We start from the raw sequence: 21,402 nt of genomic DNA, 5'->3' as shown, positions 1-21,402 counted from the left end.
TTGCCCGAAAGTACAATTTCAATCGACCATCTCATTGCTTAGAATAAAGAGATCAAGTTCACGAAGTTGAAGAAAAAGGAGTAAGTGAATGGCAAAATTTTTATATCATTTAGGAAAAAGTGCATTTTCTAAGCCGAAACGGATGATTATCGGTTGGTTACTTGTTTTAGTAGCTGTTGTGGCGGCAACAATAGGGACAGGTATTTCATTTAATGGCGATATGTCGATTCCGGGAACAAAGTCAGAAAAGGCAATGGATCTCTTGGAGAAAAAGTTCCCAGCAGGTGATGATGGCGGGACGATTCGTCTGATCTTTAAAGCACCTAAGGGTGAAACATTAGAAACAAAAAAAGTAAGAAACAAATTGAACGAAACGATCAAAGAAGTCAAAAAGGATAAAGCAGTCAAGCAAGTGACGGATTTATATCAGACATTTGCTATTAGTAAGGATAAGAAAATAGGGTATGCGGATATTACATACCGGGTAAAGGCGGATGAGGTAAAAACATCCTCAAAAGAGAAAGTATTAGATAGTATTAAGATTTCAAGAAAAGCTGGCATCCAAACAGAATTAGGCGGCTCCGTCACATTCTCAGAAATTGAGGTAGGCGGGATTTCGGAAGTCATAGGTATTGTCATGGCCTTCTTTATTTTAGCTTTTACCTTCGCTTCACTATTGATTGCAGGACTACCGATCTTGACGGCTGTCATTGGGTTAATAATCGGCGTGATGGTCATATTAATTACCTCAAATTTTGTTGAGATGTCTGCATTTAGTCTTACATTAGCTGTGATGATTGGACTTGCAGTAGGAATTGATTATGCATTATTTATTATTTCTCGTTATCGACAGTTATTAGCAGAGGGTTACGAATTGAAAGAAGCAGCTGCTAGAGCTGTTGCTACAGCAGGCAGCGCTGTATTGTTTGCAGGTGTTACCGTCGTAATTGCACTATGCGGACTTGTTTTAGTCGGTATACCATTTTTAGGCGTTATGGGTCTTGTAGCTGCATTCATGGTACTATCAGTTATGCTTGTGTCTCTCACAATTGTTCCTGCCATACTAGGGATTCTTGGTGATAAAGTCAGCCCTTCAAGAAAGAATAAATGGTTCTCTAAATTACAATCTCAACAAAAAGAAGAAGCCACAGCTTGGGGAAGGTTTATCAAGAAGTATCCAGGTAAGATCATCCTAGGTGTCATTGTATTGACTGGTCTACTCAGTTGGCCAGCACTTCATATGGAGTTGGGTCTTCCTGATAACGGCATGAAGGGGAAGGAAACAACTGAACGTAAGGGCTATGACCTGTTAGCAGAAGGGTTTGGTAAAGGGTTTAATGGGCCACTGGTTGTTATCATTGATGCCTCCCATGCAAATAACGCAATGAAATCTATTGAGAAAACAACAACAGTATTAGAGAAGATGGATGGCATCAAACAAATGGCACCGCCTGTTCCTAATCCATCGGGTAAGTACGCCATGCTGACCATTTTACCGAAAAGTGGTCCAGAAGATAAGGCGACAAAGCAATTAGTCAAAGATATACGAAATGAATCTAGTCAGACTGCTGCAAAGTATGATACGAAATTACTTGTTACTGGGTCTACGGCAGTTAATATAGATATTTCAGATAGACTCAGTGAAGCGTTACCGAAATTTGCAGGAGTCATTATTGGATTTGCTTTGATTTTGATGATTCTTGTGTTTAGATCCTTCCTTGTTCCATTAAAAGCGGTTTTAGGATTCCTTATGACATTGACCGCTACACTAGGTTTTTCTGTCTTTGTTTTACAGGATGGACACCTTGCGCCATTGTTTGGAATACCAGCAAATGGCCCATTGTTAAACTTTATGCCTGTACTAGTAACAGGAATATTATTTGGTCTTGCAATGGATTATGAGGTCTTTTTAGTCAGTCGAATGAGAGAAGATTTCCTTCTATCAGGTGATGCGAAAAAGTCCGTTGTATCAGGTTTGAAGCACAGTGGAAGAGTAGTGACTGCCGCAGGCTTAATCATGATCTTCGTCTTTGCTAGTTTTATCTTTGCAGATGACTTGATTATCAAAACAATGGGGTTAACGTTGGCATTCGGTGTTCTGTTTGATGCATTTGTCATAAGAATGACTTTTATCCCAGCGTGTATGATGCTGATCGGACGAGCTGCTTGGTACTTACCCAAATGGTTTGAAAGCTGGCTTCCACGTATAGACATTGAAGGTGAGTCTATTTCTCAGAAGGATGAGAAAGAAGAGAAGGTGATTTAGTCACTGATAGTCTTACATGGTATGATTGATGATACCGCCATTACCTCGATAAAGGGTGGGCGGTATTTTTTGAATGAATATGAGGCTCGGATGGTGATATTTATGGCGAAACGACGGGTAGACCCTTTTAATGAAATGATCTATTCGCGAATTCCAACCTTATTATGGGTCATTCTTGTTTATATTGCAGCAATGATATTTCAGTTTATAACCACCCCATTAGCACTTTCTGGCCTGTTTTTTTCTGCACTTATTGCCATACATCTGATTCTGCATTGGTGGTCATTTTACTGGTTTCAGCAGAATCCATGGGTATATTTTCTGATTCAAGGAATAGTGATTCTACTTTGTGTTTCAGTCATGCAGGCGGCTTCCCCTGTGATCTTAATTGGTCTGTTACCGGTACTAATAGCGCAAAGTATTGGGGTATATTATCATACATTGAAGGTGATTTTGACAGGTCTTAGTTTTTATGTTCTTTTTTTTCTTGCCCTTATTTTGGTCAATGATACAGATGATTTGACCGTATACATTCCTATTTTGTTTTTGATTCTGATTGTAGTCATCGCATACTCCATTTTATTTTTTAGACAAGTCAAAGCTAGAATTCGTACACAAACATTTTTAAAGGAACTTGAATTGGCACATCAACAAGTGGAAGAGCTGACACTTGCAAATGAGCGTCAAAGAATGGCGAGAGATTTACATGATACCCTTGCACAAGGGCTGGCAGGTATTATTATGCAATTAGAAGCGGTCCATGCCCATTTAGAGAATGAGAATGTTGAGCGTGCTCAAAGCATTATTAAAGGTTCAATGAGCCATGCGCGGACGACGTTAGGTGAGGCGAGATTGGTCATTGACGACCTTCGAACATACAGCCAGGATCAATATGACTTAGCTGATTCTGTGAAAGATGAAGTGAATCGGTTTATGACGGCGACGAATATTCCAGTTCATACAAAAGTGGATGTCTCTTATCAAGTGTCCCCTTTCCTCATCGAACATACTGTATACATTGTCAGTGAATGTTTGACGAATATTGCCAAGCATGCCAAAGCAAGTAAGGTCGAATTGATGATGAAGCAACAAGATGATCACATCTCCTTGCAAATCACAGACAATGGAGTGGGTTTTGATGAGAAAAAACAAGAATCCACTTCCGGGCATTACGGTCTAATTGGTATGTCAGAACGTGCCCGACTGCTTGATGCACAGCTACACTTGAAAAGTGAAAAAAATGAAGGTACACAAGTGACGGTAACCATACCTTTGAAAAAGGAGTAAAAACAATGTCTTATCAAATTGTGATTGTCGATGATCATTTTGTTGTTAGAGAAGGATTAAAATTAATTCTTGAGACAGATCAACGATTTGATGTTGTTGGTGAAGCAGAAGATGGAGCAAAGGGTTTAGATATCTTGAAAGAGAAGACTCCAGACCTTGTACTACTTGACCTCAACATGCCTAACATGAGTGGGCTTGAGATGTTAAAAGAGATGCAGTCTCTTCAATTAAAAGTACCGGTCCTGATTCTCACTACCTATAACGAAGAGAAATTAATGATTGAAGGGCTGCAACTTGGAGCAAAGGGCTATCTTTTAAAGGATGCCAGCAGAGAAAATTTATTTTATACAATTGAAGCAGCTATCAGAGGGGATATTCTTCTTCAAGCAAACGTCGCTGCTAAAGTATTTGAATCAACAGAGCACCAAGTGACTCCGACCCATTTGAAAAAAGAAATAAACATGCTGACTGAAAAAGAGATGCTTGTCTTACAAGCAGTGGCTAGAGGATATCGAAGTAAGGAAATTGCATTTGATATGGGGATTTCCGAGAGAACTGTCAAAGCTCATTTAACAAATATTTATCAAAAGCTGGAGGTCACTTCAAGAGCGGAAGCAATTAAAGTAGCAGTGGAATTAGGGGTGATTCATTTTTAGAGAGAATGAGTTAGTAGCAGAATAATAGAAAAGAGACCTTTCAAATAAGGTCTCTTCAGCGTGTAGACAAACCCTCGCATTCGTTGTCAGTCCTGCGCTTCGGTGCTCACGAATGTCAAATTCGCTCCGCGCCGATGCTCGTCCTTCCTAGACTGCAAAGGTTTTCTATCACGCTGAAAAGAAGACAAAGGGCTAAAATCAAGTTCATTTTAGCCCTTTGTCAACAATCTGAAGAGACCTTTCAAATAAGGTCTCTTTTTTTAAGGCTGCGGCTTCAGGTGATTCAGTGCCTGCGCCAGTTTTTGATTTTGTTGCTTTTTGTAAAACAGAAAGGCGATGATATGGCCTACTAATGTGAGAAAGGCTATACCGATAAAATAAGGCATGATCCATTCGAGCAGTGTAGTCGAATATAAAGCGACGGCTCCTACTTGAAACCCTAAATTGACGACAGTGGAGATGAGAATGTTGATGGGTGCTGGAAAGGTAAAGTAGTTCCATAGTAAAGGATACATGACCCCAAAGACGATGCCTGCCAAAGTACCGATGGCAATGATGTGCCACACGTAATGAAAAGGGACAGAGGATGACCATTGAGTGATGGACAGGATGAGTGTCAGCCATACGATAGAGACAAAAGCTGTTTGCATAAATTGATGTTTTAGTTCCTTGATCATTTGAATCGCTCCTTTATATATTTGGCGTAATGACGACTGACGGTGTAGCTGTTTTTCGAGATGGTTTCGACCTCTAAGCGAGCGTACGTACCAGCGACAAAGCTGTCGACTTGCGCTAAATTGAGAATGACTGCATTGTTGATACGATAGAAATGTTCACGCTCTAACGACTTCAGATCCTTCAGCCGTTTACTGAGAAAATACGTCGTACCTTGAGTCGTGATCACCTTTGACAGATGTCCAAGCGCAGAGATCGCTTCAATTTGTTCTAATGGTAAAAGAGACTGCCGATCATTTTTTGGATCTTTGACCGTTAGAGATGTACTAGTCTCCAGCATTGATGCCATCTTTTGTAAACGTTCTTGATTATGTGGATGGCTGATGACGTCTACTTCCGTCACATCCTTTTCTTGATTCCAGATCAAACGAAATTTCATCCATAAACCTCCTCTCACAATGAGCATAGCAATAGATGAAAGCGAATGCGATGGAATGTTGCTTTGATGCAGAAGAATTCTTTTTGTTGCAAAGATTCACTGCGAGTCTACGGCTTTCCTTTATAATGAAAAGATACTCGTTCGTGAATGGAGGAATGATGTTGTATCTTGTAGATCAACAAAGGACAGGAGCGGTAAAAGAGGAAATTCGGCGGATTGATCCTGCCTATCCAGTGTTCGTAGATGCGATACTCGATGGGGTGATACAAGGAGATTTATATGTGGATCACCGAGATCACCCGTGTGTCTATTTTGCAGGGACAACAACCGGCATTTATTATGTCGCAGGCAAGACAGAAGCAGCACTCTCATTATGTTCAACGTTCATTGTGGATGTTTATAAAAAGCAGAAAAGAGAGAACAGACGGTTCACTTTGTTTTCAGCAAATCCTGCATCAGATGAGATGATGAAAAAATGCTTCGGTTCAAAACTGAATGAAATGCAAAGACATGCGTATTCTTATGATTTGACCTCTCCTGATCTGATTGTGCCTGATCAAGACGAAATGATTAAACGCACGAATGAACAAGTCATTGCCGCAAGCAAAGTATTCCCATCCAGCTATTATGAAGCATATTGGGGAGGAGTAGATCACTTTTTATCTAATGGCGTCGGAGTTGCCATCTTAAACGGTGAAGACGTGGTCAGTGAATGTATCTCTATTTTTTCAAGTGAAAAACGTGTGGAGATCGATATTTGGACAGATGAAGCCTGCCGTGGAAAAGGGTTGGCTTTGTTAGCAGCTCAGCAAATGATCAGCATCTGTGTTGAAAAAGGGAAGACACCGCATTGGGATTGCGATGTCCCTCATGCAACCTCGGCCAAATTGGCAGAGAAGCTAGGTTTTCAGTGGACAAAGACGTATCGCTTATTTTATGCCTCACGCTGAAAAGGTTTTGAGATACCAAGCATCCATGGCAGAATGCTCTGAGCCTTCAATCGGTGCAGGAAGAAGAGAAAAGTCATACCGTTGATAAAGGCCAGTAGCAGCTGTTAATTCACTGCGGGTTTCTAAATAACAAGCATCGTAGTATGTAGCAGCATATTGGAGGGCCGTATCCATCAGTTTCTTGCCCGCACCTTTGCCTTGTGCTTTTGGGCTTAAATAAAGCTTTTGCAGCTCACAAATGCCATCTGTGAAAGGGGCAATGCCAACGCCACCAACAATTTCACCATGTTCTTCGGCAATCCAATAGGCTGCATGAGTCAATGATTGATAGTATTCGAAAAGCTGATCAAGGTGTGGGTCTGTGTAGGCTGTACCTTCAATCGCAAGATTCGCTGATTCTAATGACTGGCGGATAATGGCCGCGATAAAAGGATTGTCCTGCTTTTGAATCGGTCTAATATTCATTGTAAAAACCTCCGTTGTCATAGGATAAAAAAGAAAAGGAGTGGATGCGATATGTTCTGGCTACAAACCGCTATTTTTACTGTCATTGTGCTCTGTCTCTCGTGGTGGGCAGGAAAAAGACGTAGGCATCGCCATGCCAGGCTGATTGTCCCGATATGTATCACTATGTTTGGATTGCTCTTATTGATCGGCAGTTTCTTCATTGGCAGATGGGAAGGGATGGCGCTCAGCATATCAAGCGTCTCTATCGTTCTCTCTTCTATCATTTGTTTGATCATCGTTACAGGGCTTCATTTGTTAAAAAAGATGACCCTTCGTAGGCTGGGACATCTTTATGATTTGATTCTATCGTATTCCTCACGAAGGATGCCCATCATGATGACATCCGAATAAGCACCCTTGAAATAGAGCGCTTGACGTCTTTTTCCTTCATATTGAAATCCGGCTTTCTCATAGCTACGAAAGGCTCGTGGGTTATGGGAAAAAACTTCAAGCTCAAGCCGATTGAGTTCTAACGTCTCAAAGGCAAATGTTTGAACCATCCGAACAGCCTCAGTGCCATACCCTTTGTGAAAATGCTCTGGACCATGTAGCGCAATGCGGAAACTTGCCGTATGGTTTATCGGATCAATATCCACAATCGCCGCATCCCCGATCATTTCTTTCGTGTCTAGCAGACAAATAGCAAAGTCTCGTCTACTGTCATCCTGCAGAAAACGGGTATAGGCTGAACGAATTTCTTCTAGTGTGAACGTTTTGCGTGTGCCAGTCATATAAAGTGTTTCTGCATGCTGGCATCCTCTATGAATACCAGGATAATCTTTTTCTTCAATCGGTCTCAAGAATAATCGAGTCATGATGGATCAGCCTCCTCTATATATCGGGAGATTTCAATTAAGTTCATATCAGGATCACGGATATAAATGGATTCAATCGGACCTAATGCACCAGAACGTCTGACCGGACCTTCTTCAATTGGAACAACCTGCTTTCGAAGATGAAGCAATAAACTGTCTATATCTAAATCGGTGATAAAACACAAGTCAGCAGATCCAGGCTGGGGATGAGCAGCTTTTGGTTCAAATTCATGACCCGCTTCATGAAGGTTGATCTTTTGTAAGCCAAAACGAAGGGCTTTACGGCCTTCTCCAAAAGTTTCTTCCTTCATTCCTAATACGTTTGTATAAAAGCGAATGGTTTCCTCCATATGTTGTACAGTCAACACGATATGATCAAGTCGTCGTATCATCAGTCTCTCCTCCAAGTATGATCATTGTTTGAACTGCTTCTATTATATCATCCCTTGAAGAAGATACCTTATTTGATCACGGTTTTATAACTCCAGCTTTCTAGGGACATGTTTTCTCCGTGCAGTACTCTCTCATCAAACTCCGTCCACCCATTTTTTCGATAGAAATGACGATTGGCCTCGTTGTGTGTAATCAGTGTGAACAGTCCGCCGCCTTGCCGGGCGATAAAGGGGAAAAGACATTGCTTTAGCATACGGCTTCCAAGTTTTTTTCCTTGTTGGTCTTTTGCAACGACAAGAGCTTCTAAATACCAGTAAGGTTTCTTTAAGGAAGAACACGCTTTTTTTGCCTCCTTTAACATACGGAACACATGCTGAATCGCCGATATGCCACCAGTAAAGAGTAGCTTTAACCCACCAGATAACACATAATCCATGAGTCCTGGTTCAGGAAGACGGGGATGTTTTAACAGGGCGGCAGACACAATTTTCTCGTTCTCAACCCCGACCAAACAGATTTGATGCTGAAAATATACCTTTGTATTGATCAAATGCAACTGACGGGCGAAAGCAGAACGCTTGGTCACCTTTTCGCATAATAAATCAAAAAATGAATAGTTCTGAAATGAATCATCTAACAACGCTGCCACTTGAGGCAGTTCATCCTCTCTAGCAAGTCTGAATTGAAACATATGATGGTCCTCCTTTTTTGAACAGATATAGATTATTGAACATGTGTCCATTATAATAAGAGGAAAATAAACCGAACATCGGCAATGAATGATCTATTGTTCATAAATAGACAGGTATAGCCAGATTGTTCAAAAATGGAGGGTGTTTGATGAAGGACAGACGAACAATCAAAACCAAAAAGGCGATACGGGAAAGCTTTCTTGAGCTTTTAAAGGAAAAAGATGTTCAGCAAATTACAGTATCAGAGCTATCTAGAAGAGCGGATTTAGGTAGAGGGACCTTTTATTTGCACTACCAAGATGTATTTGATTTGCATGAACAGCTTGAGAAGGAACTATTTCATCAGCTTGGCGGACTGTACGATGAATCGTTTCCAAGCCAGGACCCGCTTGATATGCTGTCCTTTTTAAACAAAACAACTGAGTATTTAAAAGAAAAACAATTCATGATGACGTTATTTGTCAAACCGAATAGCCCAACGACGAATCAATTTAAAGCGTTTTTTAAAGAAAAAATCATGAAAGAGTGGCAACTTGATCAGCGTCAGATTACGGAACGTGAACAGATTGAGGCTTCATTTGTTGTGTCTGGTGTTGTTGGTGTACTGGAGGAATGGATTCATGAAGGGATGACAGTCGAAGCAGGGCAGCTTGCACACGTCTTGTACAAGCTTCTTATGAAGGTAGAACAGGAATCGTAGAAACGAATGGATCATATATCATTTTTCTATTCTTTCTGTTAAAATGGGAATATACGTTCTTATTTCAGGCGGGGAGTGGTGAGATTGAAAAGGAAATTACTATTTTATGGGGCAATGAGCATTGATGGATATTTAGCAAGGGATGATCACCGTTTAGATTGGCTCATAGGAACAGAGGGCGAAGAGGATACGAGATATGAGGAATTTTATGCTTCAGTCGATACGCTGATCATGGGACGGAACACATACGAACAGGTTCTAAAGCTCTCACCTGATGGGTTTCCTTATGAAGACAAGACATGTTATATCGTTTCTCGCACTTTACAAGACAGTCATACAGGAACCCGTATCATTCGTGAAGATGTTCTCTCATTTATCCACAACTTAAAAAATGAAAAAGGGCAGCATATCTGGATAGTAGGAGGCGGGGAACTGCTTCAAGCATTATTAAAAGAAAAATTAGTCGATGAGCTGTATCTCCAAATCGCACCTGTCATGATTGGAAAAGGAATCCCTCTTTTTCCTCCAACTGAACAGGAATCTAGATTTTCATTACAACAAGTGAATCAATACAAACAAATTGCTGAAATGCATTTTGTGTTAAAAGAAGACCACTAAACCAAAGGGGTCTTTTTTTAATCAAACAAACACGTTGACAAGAAAATATCCTAGTGTTAGGATAAATTTATCCTAGTTTTAGGATTTATTGAAAAAGGAGTAGTTGCCATGGTGCAGCAAGATCAGGAATTAGACTTAAGGCTTTTCCGAGTGTGGATGAAAGCCTACCATGCCCTTTTTGCAAATATCCAAAAAGACATTGAACGTTATGATATCGGATTTGAAAACTTTCAAATTCTTGAATTACTGTATAGTAAGGGACCACATCCCGTTCAAAAAATTAGTGAGATTTTATCCATTCCAAGTGGGAGCATCACCTATGTGGTCAACAAATTAGAAAAACAAGAATTAGTCAAAAGACAATGTGCACCTTCTGATAAACGTGTATTCCATGTATTACTGACAGATAAAGGGAAGCAGTTATTTGACGATATTTTTCCAAAACACACAGATGTCATATCACAAAATCTGTCCTTTATCGAAACGGAGGAAAAAGAGCAGCTCATTGAATGGTTGAAAAAAATCGGTTTAGGTGCAAAACAACTTCACGAAAAGGGGAAACAAGATGACACACAGCTTTGATACATTGGTACGTGAAAGACGATCAGCATCAAATTTTTTGCCAAATATCTCGATTTCGAGAGAAGAGCTTAATAGTATCTTTGAAGAAGTGAAGCTGGCACCTTCAGCCTTTAATTTACAGCATACGCAATATGTCGTCGTCCAATCAGAAGCGCTTAAAGAGCAAGTAAGAGATGCTGCATTTGGACAATATAAGGTGCATTCCGCTTCAGCAGCGATCATTGTACTCGGCGATCCGAAAGCTTATGAGCAAGCAGGAAACATTTATGAAGGCCTAAAAATGCTCGGCATCTTAAATGCGCAACAATATGAGGAAATGGTCAGAGAGACGATGAGTTTTTATGTGCAGAGAGGATCAGACTTTCAGAAAGAAGAGGCGATTCGCAATGCTTCATTATCTGCCATGCTATTTATGCTTGCCGCCAAAAACAAGGGATGGGATACTTGTCCGATGATTGGCTTTGACCCCGAAGCAATGAAAAAGGTGTTAAATATCGAATCAGATTTGGTTCCTGTATTAATGATCACGCTCGGAAAAGAAAAAGTAGAAAGCAGACAAGCGAGAGGCTACCGCAAGCCGGTCTCTGAATTTGTGACATATTTATAAGATAGGGGGTTCCATTCATGGAACTAGGAATTAGTACATTTGTAGAAACAACACCTGATTTTCAAACAGGAAAAACAGTCAGCCACGCACAGCGCATTCGTGAAGTAGTAGAAGAAATTATTTTAGCAGATCAAGTGGGTCTGGACGTTTTTGGTGTAGGAGAGCATCATCGTGAAGATTTTGCCGCATCAAATCCAGCAGTCGTATTAGCAGCTGCGGCAACGCAAACAAAGAATATTCGTCTGACAAGTGCCGTAACTGTTCTTTCATCGGCAGATCCTGTTCGTGTGTTTCAAGATTTTGCGACATTAGATGGCCTTTCTAACGGGCGTGCAGAGATCATGGCTGGCCGTGGATCATTTATTGAATCGTTCCCGCTTTTTGGCTATGACTTAGATGATTATGAAGAATTATTTGAAGAAAAACTAGATTTATTGTTGAAATTACAGCAGTCAGAGCGTGTGACATGGAGCGGTAAGCACCGTCCTTCCATTCAGGATGTCGGCGTATACCCAAGACCTGTTCAAGATCCGCTTCCCATCTGGATTGGCAGTGGAGGAAACAGAGAATCTGTCGTACGTGCTGGATTATTAGGATTACCACTTGTCCTTGCCATTATTGGCGGCAGCCCTAGACAGTTCGCACCGCTCGTGCAGCTCTACAAGCAAGCTGCGATTCACGCTGGGCATGATCCAGAGAAATTAACGGTGGCATCCCATTCACATGGATTTGTTGCGGAGGAAACAGAATTGGCAGCAGATCAATTCTTCCCTTCTACACAGCATGTCATGAATACATTAGCAAGAGAACGAGGCTGGGGACCTTATACCCGTTCTACATTCGATGCAGCAAGAACATTAGAAGGTGCATTGTATGTAGGAGATCCAGATGCCGTAGCAGAGAAAGTGATTCATCTGCGAAAAAATGTAGGCATTACGCGCTTCATGCTGCACGTACCGGTCGGTTCGATGCCGCATGATCAAGTGCTGAAAGCTATTGAGTTATTTGGAAAAGAAGTGGCTCCTAAAGTAAGAGAAGAGGTTGCCCGCTGGGAAGCCGAACAAGCATAACAAAAAAGTCGATCAAGTGAATAGGCTTGATCGACTTTTTCTTATGCTTAAGGATCAATAACACATGGTTTCACTGTAGGGCATGAAGCAGCAGAAGCAAATGGTGTGGCCGTCAAGGTGAAGAGGAAAACAAGTTGAAAACAGATAAGCCATTTTTTCATGAAATCACCTCCGTTATCAATTGTTTCACTAGAAACGAGATGAGGACAAAAGCATAGAAGTATGTAACACCCTCTATCCAGCATAAGACAATCATATCATAATTTTCAAAAAAATGAAAAAATAACTTACGAAAGTTCTAAATTATGGTATGGTTAATATGTTCAACAAAAAAAGGGAGGGATTTTTGTATGAAAAAGGTCATAACTTCTGTTTTGGTTGGAGCAATTGTTTTAACGGGTGCGGGTGTCACCGCTGTCCCGGTAGAAGCGAAGGGGAAAGTAAACAGTGAAGTAACGGTACAAGCAAGTCGAACCGTCTCGGAAACGAGAACATATACGACGTCAAACATCCCATCAAGTATTACATATGCAAAGGATGGGTGGGTCGGTATTCTCTATCAATCGTCAATTGAAGAGTTAGGTTTAGGAAAATATAGAGTTACCTTTACTGGAACGGTTGTACGTGATCCAGGATTTAATTAAATAAAATGTAAAGCTGACAGGTGGACAAGCCTGTCAGCTTTTTTTAATGGGGATAATAAAGAATCATTTGCATCCGTACCATCTGTTCTCCTGATTGTTTATACTCATGGGCACGGTCAGCTTTAAACCGAATCGAGTCGCCAGCTTGTAATGTGTATTGCTCATCACCGATCGATAAATCAAGTGCTCCCTCAAATACGGTAATCAATTCCTCTGTACCGCCGATATGTTCTTCCGCGCTTAACGACCCATGAGGATCAATTTCTACCTGATAGACTTCAAATTTTCTCAGGTCATCAAATGGGAACGTCGTATATACCCGATACCTTCCCTCGTCCTCTGTTAAAACTTGTCCTTCTTCTTTTCGCACAAACTTAATCTCAGGCTGCGGTGCGTATATGAGTTCACTAAAAGACACCTTCAACCCATTGGCAATTTTCCACAGAGTGGTGATGGTCGGTGTGGATTCTCCTCTTTCGATTTGCCCAATCATCGTTTTACTCACACTTGTTACCTCAGCCATCTTTTCTAGGCTTAATTTCTTTTGCTCTCTTAGCAGTTTGACATTTCTAGCAATAATTGATTGTACATCCTCCATCAAAAAAACTCCTTTCTTTTATTTACTTTATAACGACCGAATAGTACAATGAAACGTAATATACGCAATAAAGACTTTTGGGTCTAAATAACGTATGAAAAGGAGGGAACGATTTGATTGTTTCCATGTTGATTTATGCTTTTGTTACCAGCTTCACCCCTGGGCCGAATAATATCATGGCGATGGTCTTTACGAATAAATATGGGGTCAAGCAAACATTTCGATTTTGTTTAGGGGTTGGGATCGGATTTTTGGTCATTTTATGTTTGAGCGGTTTCTTCAATATGATTCTTTATCAAGTCATGCCGAAAATCGGTTGGGTCATGGCCTTCATCGGAGCCGGTTACATGATCTATTTGGCTGTCAAAATCATGAGAAGTAAAGGCGGAGATGACGAAACACTAGACCGCTATAATCATTTTATTCCGGGGATGCTGCTGCAATTTATTAATCCGAAAGCCATCTTGTATGGGTTAACCGTCATTTCCACTTTTGTTCTGCCGTATGGACAGTCCAATATGCAATACATGTTGTTGACGTTGATTCTCGCCATCATTGGTTTTTTAGGCACATTTAGCTGGAGTTTATTTGGCTCTGTATTCAAGCGTTTTTTGACTCTTTATCAGCGGCCGTTCCAGTTCGTCATGGGGCTGCTGCTTATGTATAGTGCGATTTCGATGATCTGGAGTTATGTCATGTAAGCGGTCAGGAGACTGGCCGCTGCCTGCCCATCACAACCGTATCATAATACATGCCGTCCGCCAGCCGTTTATCTTTTTTTAACAAACCTTCAATCTCGAAGCCATAGTGTTCATATAAACGAATGGCTTTTTGATTGGTTTCCATTACTTGAAGTGACATCTTTTGAATGCCTTGCTGATCTGCCCAGTCGATCGATGCAGCTAAAAGTTCTTTCCCGATGTGATAGCCCCAAGCGGCCTTCTGTACGGCGACGCCAAACATTACTTTGTGAGCAGAGCGCTTAAGAGAATGCCCTTCGCATCTTGAAAAACCGACAATGTCTCCTTCAATATCTGCAACTAAAAAGAGATGACGGCATTCCTTGGAATCCTCTTGAATCAACGCCTCGAACCCTTTCTCATCAATAAAAGCTTCACCCGGTTCACGATCTAAATATTCGGTTTCGCCATCGATTTTCAGTCTGAGAGCTGATAACTGTTTGGCATCTGCTAATGCAGCAGAGCGAATACGATAGGTCACACCACGTACAGTGAACATACTTTCAGAAATGATCATTGAACAGACCACCAACCTTTCATTCCATTATGTCTATCATACCTGAAACGCGCACACAGCACACTCAGATGTTTTGTCATGTGCAAAAAGGCTAAATAAACAGTATCAAACGTGGAGGTGGAACAAAATGAGTGAACAAAATGGACATATGGATAAAGCGAAAGGAAAAACAAATCAAGTCAAAGGTCAAGTGAAAGAAAAACTTGGCGAAGCGACAGATCATGAAAACCTGAAAGCAGAAGGAAAGAAAGATCAAGTAAAAGGAAAGCTTCAAGATAAAAAAGGTGAGGTGAAAAATAAGCTGAATCAGTAGTTTGCGTATACTTACACTCGCCCCATGTATCCATCATCACATTCCTTTCATCAATAAAATCAATAGGTGTGTGAAAAGAATTGATTATAAATTCTCGCTTCCGTCATGTAGACTTTAAATAGAAGACATGAACAAGGGAGATGGATGACTTGGAGCAAGTATGGGGGAAAGTTGACGAGTATATCAAAGACAAATTGATGGCTAAAGATGACGTATTGGAGCAAACTCTTATCAAGAATAAGCAAGCCGGGTTACCAGAAATAGATGTGTCGCCGGCCCAAGGAAAACTGCTTTATTTGTTAGCAAAAACCAAGGGTGCAAAGCGCATTTTAGAAATCGGTACACTTGGCGGTTATAGTACCATTTGGCTTGCCCGTGCACTTGAATCGGGTGGAGAACTCATGACATTAGAGGCTGTCAGTCATCATGCAGAAACAGCACAGCAAAACATAGACAGAGCAGGCCTAGCAGAACGTGTCACCATTTTACAAGGAAAAGCGTTAGATACTTTATCTCAGTTAAAAGAGCAGGATACGCTCCCGTTCGATTTGATTTTCATTGATGCAGACAAACCAAACAACCCGCAATATCTGAAGTGGGCGTTACACTTCTCAAAAAAGGGAACAGTCATTATTGCAGACAATGTAGTCAGAAATGGAGCAGTTCTTCATGCCTCTGATCAAGATGAGCGAGTGAAGGGAACGCGTGAATTTTTCGATTTACTCAAACAAGAGTCGAGAATTGAGGCAACCGCTATTCAAACTGTTGGCGAAAAAGGCTATGACGGCTTTGTATACGGTATCGTAAAATGAAAAAAGCTTAACCGCATCCGGTTAAGCTTTTTCTATTAGAAAAACCATCTAGCTGTGCCCATCAGCATGACGCCTACTAGAACGGTGAGGGACAAGCTTTTTGTCCAAACAGCGATTAACACAGTTGGAACCAAGACAGCAAGGTACATCCAGTGAATGGTGACGCCTGCTGTAGTATGTATGAATAGATGCTCTGCAATCAAAGCGGTAAATATACAAATGGGGATAAATGATAACCATTTGAGCACCACTTCTGGCATCTGTATACTCCTTACAAATAAAAATGGAACGACTCTTGGGATGATGGTCACAATCATACAGCCAAGAATGAGCCATAACATAAAACTGCTAATCATTTATCTGTCACCACCCCAATAGTGGCAACAAGCACAGTTGCCAACAAAACAGCCACGTGTGAAGGAACAAAATGAAGCAGCACAAACATCGCAACAAACATATATAAAACAAGTGATAAGCGATGGGTGAGCTTATTTTTTGGCACCGTCTGTAAAGAAAGAATGAGCAGCGCAGCAAACATCGCGGATAGGGCAAAATCAAGACCAAGCGCCTCTGGATTTGAAATCCAGTGTCCGAATATTCCGCCAAGTGTACACGCAGCAATCCAGCATAAATAAGCTGTAATGTTCAGTCCATGCATCCATCTGTTATTCAATTTTCCTTGCTGTGCTAATTTATTCATCGCTACGCCAAAGGATTCATCAGTAAGCAGAAGACCAAATCCGATGTTCTGCTTTACAGAGTAGCGTGTAAAATGAGGGGCAAGCGTAAGACTGAGTAACAAATGCCGTAAATTGACAATGAACGTGGTGAAAATAATAGCGGAAAGGGGGCTTCCTGTCACAAGTAATGCACAGATGATAAACTGTGAAGCGCCAGCATATATAAAGATAGATAACAGCGCGATTTCCCATATACTTAACTGCGAACTAATGCCAACAATTCCAAAGGCAAACCCAATGCTCATATAACCAAGCAAGGTTGGCACACAATCTTTTATTCCCTCAAGAAACGGTTCGTTTCCAGCAGTGGGAATGTGTTTCCTAGCTTCAACATCCAAATACCTCTACTCCTTTTCTGTGTAAACATCAATTGTTTTACTTACTATAAGAAAACGAATACATCATGTCAATCCTATTGAACTTCTATTATATGAAGAAACGTGGCGATAAAAAAGGATTGAAGTGAACCAGATTTTGTTATAAAGTAATCAGAAAATAAACACAATTGGGGTGACTGATATGCAATGGAAGCCTTTATTTGAACATGATGTACCAAATCACCTCCGTCCATAACGGAGAGTGATCTCCGTTTGTGGATATCGCAGTGAATATATCCAGTAACGGAGGGGAAAAAATGAATGAAAAATATATAGGAGCCCTTTACTTAACGTTAGCTGCTAGTATTTGGGGCGGTATGTATGTAGTGGTCAAAGTAACAGTTGCGGTGGTCCCGCCACTTGAGCTCGTCTGGATGAGATATGCAATAGCTGGAGTCGTTCTTGTGTTCACGATTTGGCGTTTGGGCTACTCTTTTCGGTTAGACAAAAAGGATATCCCGCTGATTGTGGCGATTGGATTGATTGGCAACTTTCTTTCGATCGTGACCCAAGAAATTGGCACAATGTATACGTCTGCACAAATGGGTGCCGTCATCACATCGGCCACACCTGCTTTTATGGTGCTTTTCGCTTTCTTTCTATTAAAAGAATCTTTCACAATGAGAAAGTGTGTCTCCATTCTGCTTGCTACAGTAGGTGTGCTGACGATGATTGGGCCTGTCGCTGTTCAAACGGATGAGTTTGTTGGTGGTCTTTCACTGGTTATTGCTGCATTAACATGGGCACTCATGTCTGTTCTTTTGAAACGAGTTCCAGGAAAGTATCCTCAAGTAGTGACGACAACATATGCGATCATTGTGGCCTTTATCGTATTAACACCACCTGTCTTGTTTCGTTTGCCTCATCTGGATGTGCATCAAATGGCAAGACCGGAAATATGGGGCGGCATTCTGTATCTAGGTATCATCTCAACGGCCCTTGCTTTCTTTTTGTGGAATAGAGGGCTTCAACTGATGGACGCTTCAAGCGGTGGTCTGTTTTTCTTCTTTCAACCAATCGTTGGTACGGTCCTTGGATGGCTGCTTCTAGGTGAAGAGATGGGCTTACGTTCGTTTGTTGGGATTTTGTGTATTTTCGCAGGTGTATATACTGTCCTGCGTCAGAGAGAGTAAGACGAGATTCCCCTTGAAGAAGGGGAATTTTCTTTACAATGAATCGATGAGAGATTCATAGAAGGTGGAGGTGAGCAGGATGATCCAGTATCCATTTTTGCAAAAAGGACAAACGATTGGGGTGACAGCACCGTCCTCAGGTGTACAACCCTCTTTGCATGAGATGTTTCAACTGTCTTGCGATCGGATGAAAAAAAGAGGCTATGAAGTCATATGTGGAGAGACAGTATGGCAGCAGGAAAAAGCGAAATCAGCCCCTGCAATCAAGCGAGCAAATGAGTTACAGTGGATGATGACTTGTCATGAGATTGACCACATCATCCCGCCATGGGGCGGACAGCTGCTTATTGAAGTGTTAGAGCATCTTGATTTCTCAGTGATGCAAAAAAAGTGGATTCTTGGTTACTCAGATACAAGTCTCCTTCTATTAGCTTTGACATTAAACACAGGCATTGCGACAGCGCATGGACCGAACCTTGTGGATCTTCAGGGGGAAGAGCTTGATCAGGTGACTTCTATGTGGGAACAAATACTTTCCACTCCAGAGAAAAAGGACGTTACTCAATTTTCTTCTGATATGTATCAAAAGGAATGGCAGTATGACCATCCAAGCATTCATGTCTTTCATTTAACCGAACCAACCGCATGGCGTACTGTTGATCACTTAGAGACGACGATGAAGGGAAGACTGATGGGTGGCTGTATTGATGTGATTCGGCACTTAGCTGGCACGCCTTTTGGAGATGTCAAAGCTTTTCAAGAAACATACCTGAAAGGTGAACCCATTCTATGGTATTTTGAAAACTGTGAATTAAATGCTGCGAGTATGAAGAGGTCTCTTGTCCAATTAAAACTAGCAGGCTGGTTTGATCATTGCTCTGGCATCATGTTTGGCAGGAGTGCAGTGGACACTCCTGTGGAAGGATATGAATATACGGATCTATATGAAGAATTGCATAAGGAATTACAAATACCAATTGTTTACGATATTGATTGTGGACACGTACCGCCTCAAATGACCCTCATTAACGGAGCATATGCGGAGGTGCAGTTGCAGCAAGAAGGTAAAGCCGTGCTGAAGCAGACATTTTTGCCATAAAAAAAGGAAAGGGCGACCCCTTTCCTTCATAAAAAACATTACATTCCTTTTGTTTCTTCACCTGCTTTTGGAACTTCCCATGCAGACTCTCGGAATACTTTTTCCCATTTAGAAACAACAATACAGGCAACCGCATGTCCAGGAACATTCACGCCTGTTCGAGCCATATCCATAATCCGGTCAACCCCGGCGATAATAGCGACACCTTCTGCTGGCAGACCTACTGCATGAGCTGTTGCCAAAAGAACGACAAGTGAGCCAGACGGGACAGCTGCAATGCCTTTACTTGTTAAAACAAGGACAAGCATCATGAGGAGCTGCTGTGATAAACTCATATCGACGCCAAACGCTTGTGCAAGAAACACACAGGAAACCGATAAATATAAACTTGAACCATCACAATTAAGAGAAAGACCTGACGGGATGACGAAGGAAACAATTCTTTTCGGACAGCCGTATTTCTCCATCCGTGACATGAGCTGTGGAAGAACAGTTTCTGTACTTGTAGTAGAAAAGGCCACTAAAAACAAATCCCAAATCATTTTCAACACTTCGAAGTAGTTAAAACGGAAGATCAGTGCGACAAGAGGGAACAAAACAAATAGAATAATAAACAATCCTAAGAAGACAGTGCCAACAAGTTTCATCATAGGAATGAGTAAAACAATGCCGTATTGTCCGACAGAAGCTGCCATTAATGCTAAAACTCCAATAGGAGCTGTCACCATGACCATTTGTGTGAGCTTAAACATAATTTGTGCTACTGATTCAAAGAAGGTAAGGACAGGAGCGGAAGCTTTCCCAATGCCGCTTGCGGCTACACCGAATAAAATAGCGAAGAAAATCACTGCTAGTAAATCATTCTGAGCCATGACATCGATGATATTGGTTGGAATGATGTCTAAAACCATCTGTTTAAAATCGACGACCTTTTGAGTATAACCATCAAGTTCCCCAATATCTTTCTTAGCTAATTGAGAGAAATCGAGTCCAACGCCTGGCTTTAACACGTTGGCCAATAAAAGCCCGATTCCAAGAACGATGGTCGTAATGACTTCAAACCAAATGATTGTCTTTAATCCGAGACTGCCCATTTTCTTCATTCCACCGCTGCCAGCTGCGCCGATGACAATCGTAGAGAAAACAATAGGGACTACAATCATTTTAATCAATCGGATAAAGCCATCCCCAATGGGCCGCAGTGCCATTCCGAAATCAGGGAAGAAGTGGCCGATAAGAGCTCCTATCACCAAAGCGATCATGATTTGAAAAGCGACAAACTTTTTCATCATCTCCTACCTCCTTTAAATGCATGGAAAATATTAAGAATTTTCCAATAAATAAAAATTCTAGGTGACCATGTTTTGTCCTCCTTTGGATTTAGAAAGATTTTATTTAAGAATCATTAGAATTATGAAGAAAGAAATGAAAATAGGACGATTGAAACTCTATTTATCTAACAAAAGAGCACTTCTTAAAAAACATTAAACTTTTTTAGAAAAATGTATTGACCCTTTTGTATGATCCATGGTATATTTTTATTCGTCGCTGATGACGCATCTGAAACACTGATGCTCAGACAGATACGATAAACAAACTTCAAAAAGATGTTGACTTAATAAAAACGATATGTTAAGATAATTAAGTCGCCTGATTAAGCGCCCGTAGCTCAATTGGATAGAGCGTTTGACTACGGATCAAAAGGTTAGGGGTTCGACTCCTCTCGGGCGCGCCAATAACGTTTAACCACGCGGGTGTAGTTTAGTGGTAAAACCTCAGCCTTCCAAGCTGATGTCGTGAGTTCGATTCTCATCACCCGCTCCATTTTAAAAGATGATCTTTGAAAACTAAACAAGACAAAACGTACCTGTTAATTCGAGTTTTTATAAAAAAATCCTATGATACATCATAGGTAGTCAGTCAAACTGGCGAAAAGCAAAACTTCGGTTTTGTACTTTTTCGGAGAGTTTGATCCTGGCTCAGGACGAACGCTGGCGGCGTGCCTAATACATGCAAGTCGAGCGGACAGAAGGGAGCTTGCTCCCGGATGTTAGCGGCGGACGGGTGAGTAACACGTGGGTAACCTGCCTGTAAGACTGGGATAACTCCGGGAAACCGGAGCTAATACCGGATAGTTCCTTGAACCGCATGGTTCAAGGATGAAAGACGGTT

At 41.2% G+C, this 21,402-nt stretch carries 27 protein-coding genes, 2 tRNA genes and 1 rRNA gene; 19 read left to right on the top strand and 11 right to left on the bottom strand.

Going from position 1 to position 21,402, the window contains the following annotated elements; translation table 11 throughout:
- The first annotated feature begins 88 nt into the window (after positions 1 to 88).
- The 3 genes from ACSBQP_RS13875 (at position 89) to ACSBQP_RS13865 (ending at position 4,209) form a co-directional block, all read left to right on the top strand.
- The gene (locus tag ACSBQP_RS13875) at positions 89 to 2,266 is read left to right on the top strand and encodes an MMPL family transporter (protein WP_435028506.1); all 2,178 of its coding nucleotides are present in this window, start codon (positions 89 to 91) and stop codon (positions 2,264 to 2,266) included.
- Between the two features lie 102 nt (positions 2,267 to 2,368).
- Complete coding sequence (locus ACSBQP_RS13870) at positions 2,369 to 3,553, top strand: sensor histidine kinase (RefSeq protein ID WP_435028505.1); 1,185 nt, start codon at positions 2,369 to 2,371, stop codon at positions 3,551 to 3,553.
- Between the two features lie 5 nt (positions 3,554 to 3,558).
- On the top strand, positions 3,559 to 4,209 hold the full coding sequence (locus tag ACSBQP_RS13865; RefSeq protein ID WP_435028504.1) for a response regulator: 651 nt from the start codon (positions 3,559 to 3,561) through the stop codon (positions 4,207 to 4,209).
- Between the two features lie 260 nt (positions 4,210 to 4,469).
- Here the strand turns inward: ACSBQP_RS13865 and ACSBQP_RS13860 are convergent, their stop codons facing one another.
- Both ACSBQP_RS13860 and ACSBQP_RS13855 read right to left on the bottom strand, forming a co-directional pair.
- Entirely contained in the window at positions 4,470 to 4,886 is a 417-nt protein-coding gene (locus tag ACSBQP_RS13860; protein WP_212339537.1) for a hypothetical protein, read from the bottom strand.
- Positions 4,883 to 5,323, bottom strand: a complete 441-nt coding sequence (locus tag ACSBQP_RS13855; protein WP_024719172.1) for a LytTR family DNA-binding domain-containing protein — start codon at positions 5,321 to 5,323, stop codon at positions 4,883 to 4,885. The genes ACSBQP_RS13860 and ACSBQP_RS13855 overlap by 4 nt, the downstream gene beginning before the upstream one ends.
- Positions 5,324 to 5,484: 161 nt before the next feature.
- Between ACSBQP_RS13855 and ACSBQP_RS13850 the strand changes: the two genes are divergently transcribed.
- Complete coding sequence (locus tag ACSBQP_RS13850; RefSeq protein ID WP_435028594.1) at positions 5,485 to 6,273, top strand: GNAT family N-acetyltransferase; 789 nt, start codon at positions 5,485 to 5,487, stop codon at positions 6,271 to 6,273.
- Here the strand turns inward: ACSBQP_RS13850 and ACSBQP_RS13845 are convergent.
- Complete coding sequence (locus tag ACSBQP_RS13845) at positions 6,265 to 6,738, bottom strand: GNAT family N-acetyltransferase (protein WP_008346715.1); 474 nt, start codon at positions 6,736 to 6,738, stop codon at positions 6,265 to 6,267. The genes ACSBQP_RS13850 and ACSBQP_RS13845 overlap by 9 nt on opposite strands.
- Positions 6,739 to 6,789: 51 nt before the next feature.
- Between ACSBQP_RS13845 and ACSBQP_RS13840 the strand changes: the two genes are divergently transcribed.
- Positions 6,790 to 7,131 (top strand): YesK-like family protein, encoded by a 342-nt coding sequence (locus ACSBQP_RS13840; protein ID WP_254506016.1) that lies wholly within the window; start codon positions 6,790 to 6,792, stop codon positions 7,129 to 7,131.
- On the opposite strand, the gene ACSBQP_RS13835 is transcribed toward ACSBQP_RS13840, so the two are convergent.
- From ACSBQP_RS13835 to ACSBQP_RS13825, 3 genes are all read right to left on the bottom strand, one after another.
- On the bottom strand, positions 7,071 to 7,595 hold the full coding sequence (locus ACSBQP_RS13835) for a GNAT family N-acetyltransferase (protein ID WP_335357853.1): 525 nt from the start codon (positions 7,593 to 7,595) through the stop codon (positions 7,071 to 7,073). The two genes, ACSBQP_RS13840 and ACSBQP_RS13835, sit on opposite strands and share 61 nt — an antisense overlap.
- Positions 7,592 to 7,987, bottom strand: a complete 396-nt coding sequence (locus ACSBQP_RS13830) for a VOC family protein (RefSeq protein WP_008346708.1) — start codon at positions 7,985 to 7,987, stop codon at positions 7,592 to 7,594. The genes ACSBQP_RS13835 and ACSBQP_RS13830 overlap by 4 nt, the downstream gene beginning before the upstream one ends.
- 68 nt (positions 7,988 to 8,055) lie before the next feature.
- Entirely contained in the window at positions 8,056 to 8,679 is a 624-nt protein-coding gene (locus ACSBQP_RS13825) for a GNAT family N-acetyltransferase (protein WP_060832111.1), read from the bottom strand.
- A gap of 149 nt (positions 8,680 to 8,828) precedes the next feature.
- Between ACSBQP_RS13825 and ACSBQP_RS13820 the strand changes: the two genes are divergently transcribed.
- From ACSBQP_RS13820 to ACSBQP_RS13795, 6 genes are all read left to right on the top strand, one after another.
- Positions 8,829 to 9,380 carry a TetR/AcrR family transcriptional regulator gene (locus ACSBQP_RS13820; RefSeq protein WP_065459925.1) on the top strand — a complete coding sequence of 184 codons (552 nt, stop codon included), beginning with the start codon at positions 8,829 to 8,831 and terminating at the stop codon, positions 9,378 to 9,380.
- Between the two features lie 114 nt (positions 9,381 to 9,494).
- Positions 9,495 to 9,998 (top strand): dihydrofolate reductase family protein, encoded by a 504-nt coding sequence (locus ACSBQP_RS13815; RefSeq protein ID WP_051404170.1) that lies wholly within the window; start codon positions 9,495 to 9,497, stop codon positions 9,996 to 9,998.
- Between the two features lie 108 nt (positions 9,999 to 10,106).
- A complete protein-coding gene (locus tag ACSBQP_RS13810; RefSeq protein WP_007496406.1) occupies positions 10,107 to 10,580 on the top strand; it encodes a MarR family winged helix-turn-helix transcriptional regulator in 474 nt (157 codons plus the stop codon).
- Positions 10,564 to 11,187 carry a nitroreductase family protein gene (locus ACSBQP_RS13805; RefSeq protein ID WP_039170198.1) on the top strand — a complete coding sequence of 208 codons (624 nt, stop codon included), beginning with the start codon at positions 10,564 to 10,566 and terminating at the stop codon, positions 11,185 to 11,187. Before ACSBQP_RS13810 ends, ACSBQP_RS13805 begins: the two co-directional genes overlap by 17 nt.
- Before the next feature lie 17 nt (positions 11,188 to 11,204).
- Positions 11,205 to 12,257, top strand: coding sequence for an LLM class flavin-dependent oxidoreductase (locus ACSBQP_RS13800; RefSeq protein ID WP_024719164.1), 1,053 nt, complete (start codon positions 11,205 to 11,207; stop codon positions 12,255 to 12,257).
- 350 nt (positions 12,258 to 12,607) lie between these two features.
- Positions 12,608 to 12,901 (top strand): hypothetical protein, encoded by a 294-nt coding sequence (locus ACSBQP_RS13795; RefSeq protein ID WP_008346693.1) that lies wholly within the window; start codon positions 12,608 to 12,610, stop codon positions 12,899 to 12,901.
- A gap of 43 nt (positions 12,902 to 12,944) precedes the next feature.
- Here ACSBQP_RS13795 and ACSBQP_RS13790 read toward each other — a convergent pair whose 3' ends face one another.
- On the bottom strand, positions 12,945 to 13,499 hold the full coding sequence (locus ACSBQP_RS13790; RefSeq protein WP_025206820.1) for a helix-turn-helix domain-containing protein: 555 nt from the start codon (positions 13,497 to 13,499) through the stop codon (positions 12,945 to 12,947).
- Positions 13,500 to 13,612: 113 nt separating this feature from the next.
- On the opposite strand from ACSBQP_RS13790, the gene ACSBQP_RS13785 reads away from it, so the two are divergent.
- The gene (locus ACSBQP_RS13785) at positions 13,613 to 14,200 is read left to right on the top strand and encodes a LysE family transporter (RefSeq protein WP_007496397.1); all 588 of its coding nucleotides are present in this window, start codon (positions 13,613 to 13,615) and stop codon (positions 14,198 to 14,200) included.
- A gap of 4 nt (positions 14,201 to 14,204) precedes the next feature.
- On the opposite strand, the gene ACSBQP_RS13780 is transcribed toward ACSBQP_RS13785, so the two are convergent.
- Positions 14,205 to 14,756: a GNAT family N-acetyltransferase gene (locus ACSBQP_RS13780; protein WP_008346688.1), complete on the bottom strand. Its 552-nt coding sequence runs from the start codon at positions 14,754 to 14,756 to the stop codon at positions 14,205 to 14,207.
- Between the two features lie 127 nt (positions 14,757 to 14,883).
- Between ACSBQP_RS13780 and ACSBQP_RS13775 the strand changes: the two genes are divergently transcribed.
- Together ACSBQP_RS13775 and ACSBQP_RS13770 are read left to right on the top strand one after the other, a co-directional pair.
- On the top strand, positions 14,884 to 15,069 hold the full coding sequence (locus ACSBQP_RS13775) for a CsbD family protein (protein WP_041092893.1): 186 nt from the start codon (positions 14,884 to 14,886) through the stop codon (positions 15,067 to 15,069).
- A gap of 149 nt (positions 15,070 to 15,218) precedes the next feature.
- Positions 15,219 to 15,881 carry an O-methyltransferase gene (locus tag ACSBQP_RS13770; protein ID WP_098680561.1) on the top strand — a complete coding sequence of 221 codons (663 nt, stop codon included), beginning with the start codon at positions 15,219 to 15,221 and terminating at the stop codon, positions 15,879 to 15,881.
- A gap of 35 nt (positions 15,882 to 15,916) precedes the next feature.
- Here ACSBQP_RS13770 and ACSBQP_RS13765 read toward each other — a convergent pair whose 3' ends face one another.
- Together ACSBQP_RS13765 and ACSBQP_RS13760 are read right to left on the bottom strand one after the other, a co-directional pair.
- Complete coding sequence (locus tag ACSBQP_RS13765; protein ID WP_008346681.1) at positions 15,917 to 16,237, bottom strand: AzlD domain-containing protein; 321 nt, start codon at positions 16,235 to 16,237, stop codon at positions 15,917 to 15,919.
- Positions 16,234 to 16,959, bottom strand: a complete 726-nt coding sequence (locus ACSBQP_RS13760) for an AzlC family ABC transporter permease (RefSeq protein ID WP_007496390.1) — start codon at positions 16,957 to 16,959, stop codon at positions 16,234 to 16,236. Before ACSBQP_RS13760 ends, ACSBQP_RS13765 begins: the two co-directional genes overlap by 4 nt.
- Positions 16,960 to 17,255: 296 nt before the next feature.
- Between ACSBQP_RS13760 and ACSBQP_RS13755 the strand changes: the two genes are divergently transcribed.
- Together ACSBQP_RS13755 and ACSBQP_RS13750 are read left to right on the top strand one after the other, a co-directional pair.
- Positions 17,256 to 18,131: a DMT family transporter gene (locus ACSBQP_RS13755; protein ID WP_435028503.1), complete on the top strand. Its 876-nt coding sequence runs from the start codon at positions 17,256 to 17,258 to the stop codon at positions 18,129 to 18,131.
- A gap of 79 nt (positions 18,132 to 18,210) precedes the next feature.
- Positions 18,211 to 19,230, top strand: a complete 1,020-nt coding sequence (locus ACSBQP_RS13750; protein WP_125590250.1) for a S66 family peptidase — start codon at positions 18,211 to 18,213, stop codon at positions 19,228 to 19,230.
- Between the two features lie 38 nt (positions 19,231 to 19,268).
- Here ACSBQP_RS13750 and gltP read toward each other — a convergent pair whose 3' ends face one another.
- Positions 19,269 to 20,519, bottom strand: coding sequence for a glutamate-aspartate/proton symporter GltP (gene gltP, locus ACSBQP_RS13745; RefSeq protein WP_024719154.1), 1,251 nt, complete (start codon positions 20,517 to 20,519; stop codon positions 19,269 to 19,271).
- A 369-nt stretch (positions 20,520 to 20,888) separates the two neighbouring features.
- Here gltP and ACSBQP_RS13740 point away from each other — a divergent pair.
- From ACSBQP_RS13740 to ACSBQP_RS13730, 3 genes are all read left to right on the top strand, one after another.
- Positions 20,889 to 20,965: transfer RNA gene (locus tag ACSBQP_RS13740), tRNA-Arg, on the top strand.
- Positions 20,966 to 20,980: 15 nt separating this feature from the next.
- A tRNA-Gly gene (locus ACSBQP_RS13735) sits at positions 20,981 to 21,054 on the top strand.
- 132 nt (positions 21,055 to 21,186) lie between these two features.
- Positions 21,187 to 21,402 (top strand): 16S ribosomal RNA (locus ACSBQP_RS13730); the annotation flags it as partial.

Origin of the sequence: Bacillus sp. G402 (genome assembly GCF_051172515.1) — a bacterium.
In the GTDB taxonomy this organism is placed as follows: domain Bacteria; phylum Bacillota; class Bacilli; order Bacillales; family Bacillaceae; genus Bacillus; species Bacillus altitudinis.
Note: the sequence above shows the minus strand (reverse complement) of the source record. Positions and strands in the feature narration are given on the sequence as shown.

What these genes read in the sequence shown, in the direction of transcription:
- ACSBQP_RS13790 (WP_025206820.1), bottom strand. Translation starts at nt 13,499, where the DNA reads ATGGAGGATGTACAATCAATTATTGCTAGAAATGTCAAACTGCTAAGA.
- ACSBQP_RS13870 (WP_435028505.1), top strand. Translation starts at nt 2,369, where the DNA reads ATGGCGAAACGACGGGTAGACCCTTTTAATGAAATGATCTATTCGCGA.
- ACSBQP_RS13860 (WP_212339537.1), bottom strand. Translation starts at nt 4,886, where the DNA reads ATGATCAAGGAACTAAAACATCAATTTATGCAAACAGCTTTTGTCTCT.
- ACSBQP_RS13875 (WP_435028506.1), top strand. Translation starts at nt 89, where the DNA reads ATGGCAAAATTTTTATATCATTTAGGAAAAAGTGCATTTTCTAAGCCG.
- ACSBQP_RS13820 (WP_065459925.1), top strand. Translation starts at nt 8,829, where the DNA reads ATGAAGGACAGACGAACAATCAAAACCAAAAAGGCGATACGGGAAAGC.
- ACSBQP_RS13855 (WP_024719172.1), bottom strand. Translation starts at nt 5,323, where the DNA reads ATGAAATTTCGTTTGATCTGGAATCAAGAAAAGGATGTGACGGAAGTA.
- ACSBQP_RS13805 (WP_039170198.1), top strand. Translation starts at nt 10,564, where the DNA reads ATGACACACAGCTTTGATACATTGGTACGTGAAAGACGATCAGCATCA.
- ACSBQP_RS13810 (WP_007496406.1), top strand. Translation starts at nt 10,107, where the DNA reads ATGGTGCAGCAAGATCAGGAATTAGACTTAAGGCTTTTCCGAGTGTGG.
- ACSBQP_RS13865 (WP_435028504.1), top strand. Translation starts at nt 3,559, where the DNA reads ATGTCTTATCAAATTGTGATTGTCGATGATCATTTTGTTGTTAGAGAA.
- gltP (WP_024719154.1), bottom strand. Translation starts at nt 20,519, where the DNA reads ATGAAAAAGTTTGTCGCTTTTCAAATCATGATCGCTTTGGTGATAGGA.
- ACSBQP_RS13800 (WP_024719164.1), top strand. Translation starts at nt 11,205, where the DNA reads ATGGAACTAGGAATTAGTACATTTGTAGAAACAACACCTGATTTTCAA.
- ACSBQP_RS13775 (WP_041092893.1), top strand. Translation starts at nt 14,884, where the DNA reads ATGAGTGAACAAAATGGACATATGGATAAAGCGAAAGGAAAAACAAAT.
- ACSBQP_RS13815 (WP_051404170.1), top strand. Translation starts at nt 9,495, where the DNA reads ATGAGCATTGATGGATATTTAGCAAGGGATGATCACCGTTTAGATTGG.
- ACSBQP_RS13780 (WP_008346688.1), bottom strand. Translation starts at nt 14,756, where the DNA reads ATGATCATTTCTGAAAGTATGTTCACTGTACGTGGTGTGACCTATCGT.
- ACSBQP_RS13750 (WP_125590250.1), top strand. Translation starts at nt 18,211, where the DNA reads ATGATCCAGTATCCATTTTTGCAAAAAGGACAAACGATTGGGGTGACA.
- ACSBQP_RS13795 (WP_008346693.1), top strand. Translation starts at nt 12,608, where the DNA reads ATGAAAAAGGTCATAACTTCTGTTTTGGTTGGAGCAATTGTTTTAACG.
- ACSBQP_RS13840 (WP_254506016.1), top strand. Translation starts at nt 6,790, where the DNA reads ATGTTCTGGCTACAAACCGCTATTTTTACTGTCATTGTGCTCTGTCTC.
- ACSBQP_RS13845 (WP_008346715.1), bottom strand. Translation starts at nt 6,738, where the DNA reads ATGAATATTAGACCGATTCAAAAGCAGGACAATCCTTTTATCGCGGCC.
- ACSBQP_RS13755 (WP_435028503.1), top strand. Translation starts at nt 17,256, where the DNA reads ATGAATGAAAAATATATAGGAGCCCTTTACTTAACGTTAGCTGCTAGT.
- ACSBQP_RS13830 (WP_008346708.1), bottom strand. Translation starts at nt 7,987, where the DNA reads ATGATACGACGACTTGATCATATCGTGTTGACTGTACAACATATGGAG.
- ACSBQP_RS13835 (WP_335357853.1), bottom strand. Translation starts at nt 7,595, where the DNA reads ATGACTCGATTATTCTTGAGACCGATTGAAGAAAAAGATTATCCTGGT.
- ACSBQP_RS13825 (WP_060832111.1), bottom strand. Translation starts at nt 8,679, where the DNA reads ATGTTTCAATTCAGACTTGCTAGAGAGGATGAACTGCCTCAAGTGGCA.
- ACSBQP_RS13765 (WP_008346681.1), bottom strand. Translation starts at nt 16,237, where the DNA reads ATGATTAGCAGTTTTATGTTATGGCTCATTCTTGGCTGTATGATTGTG.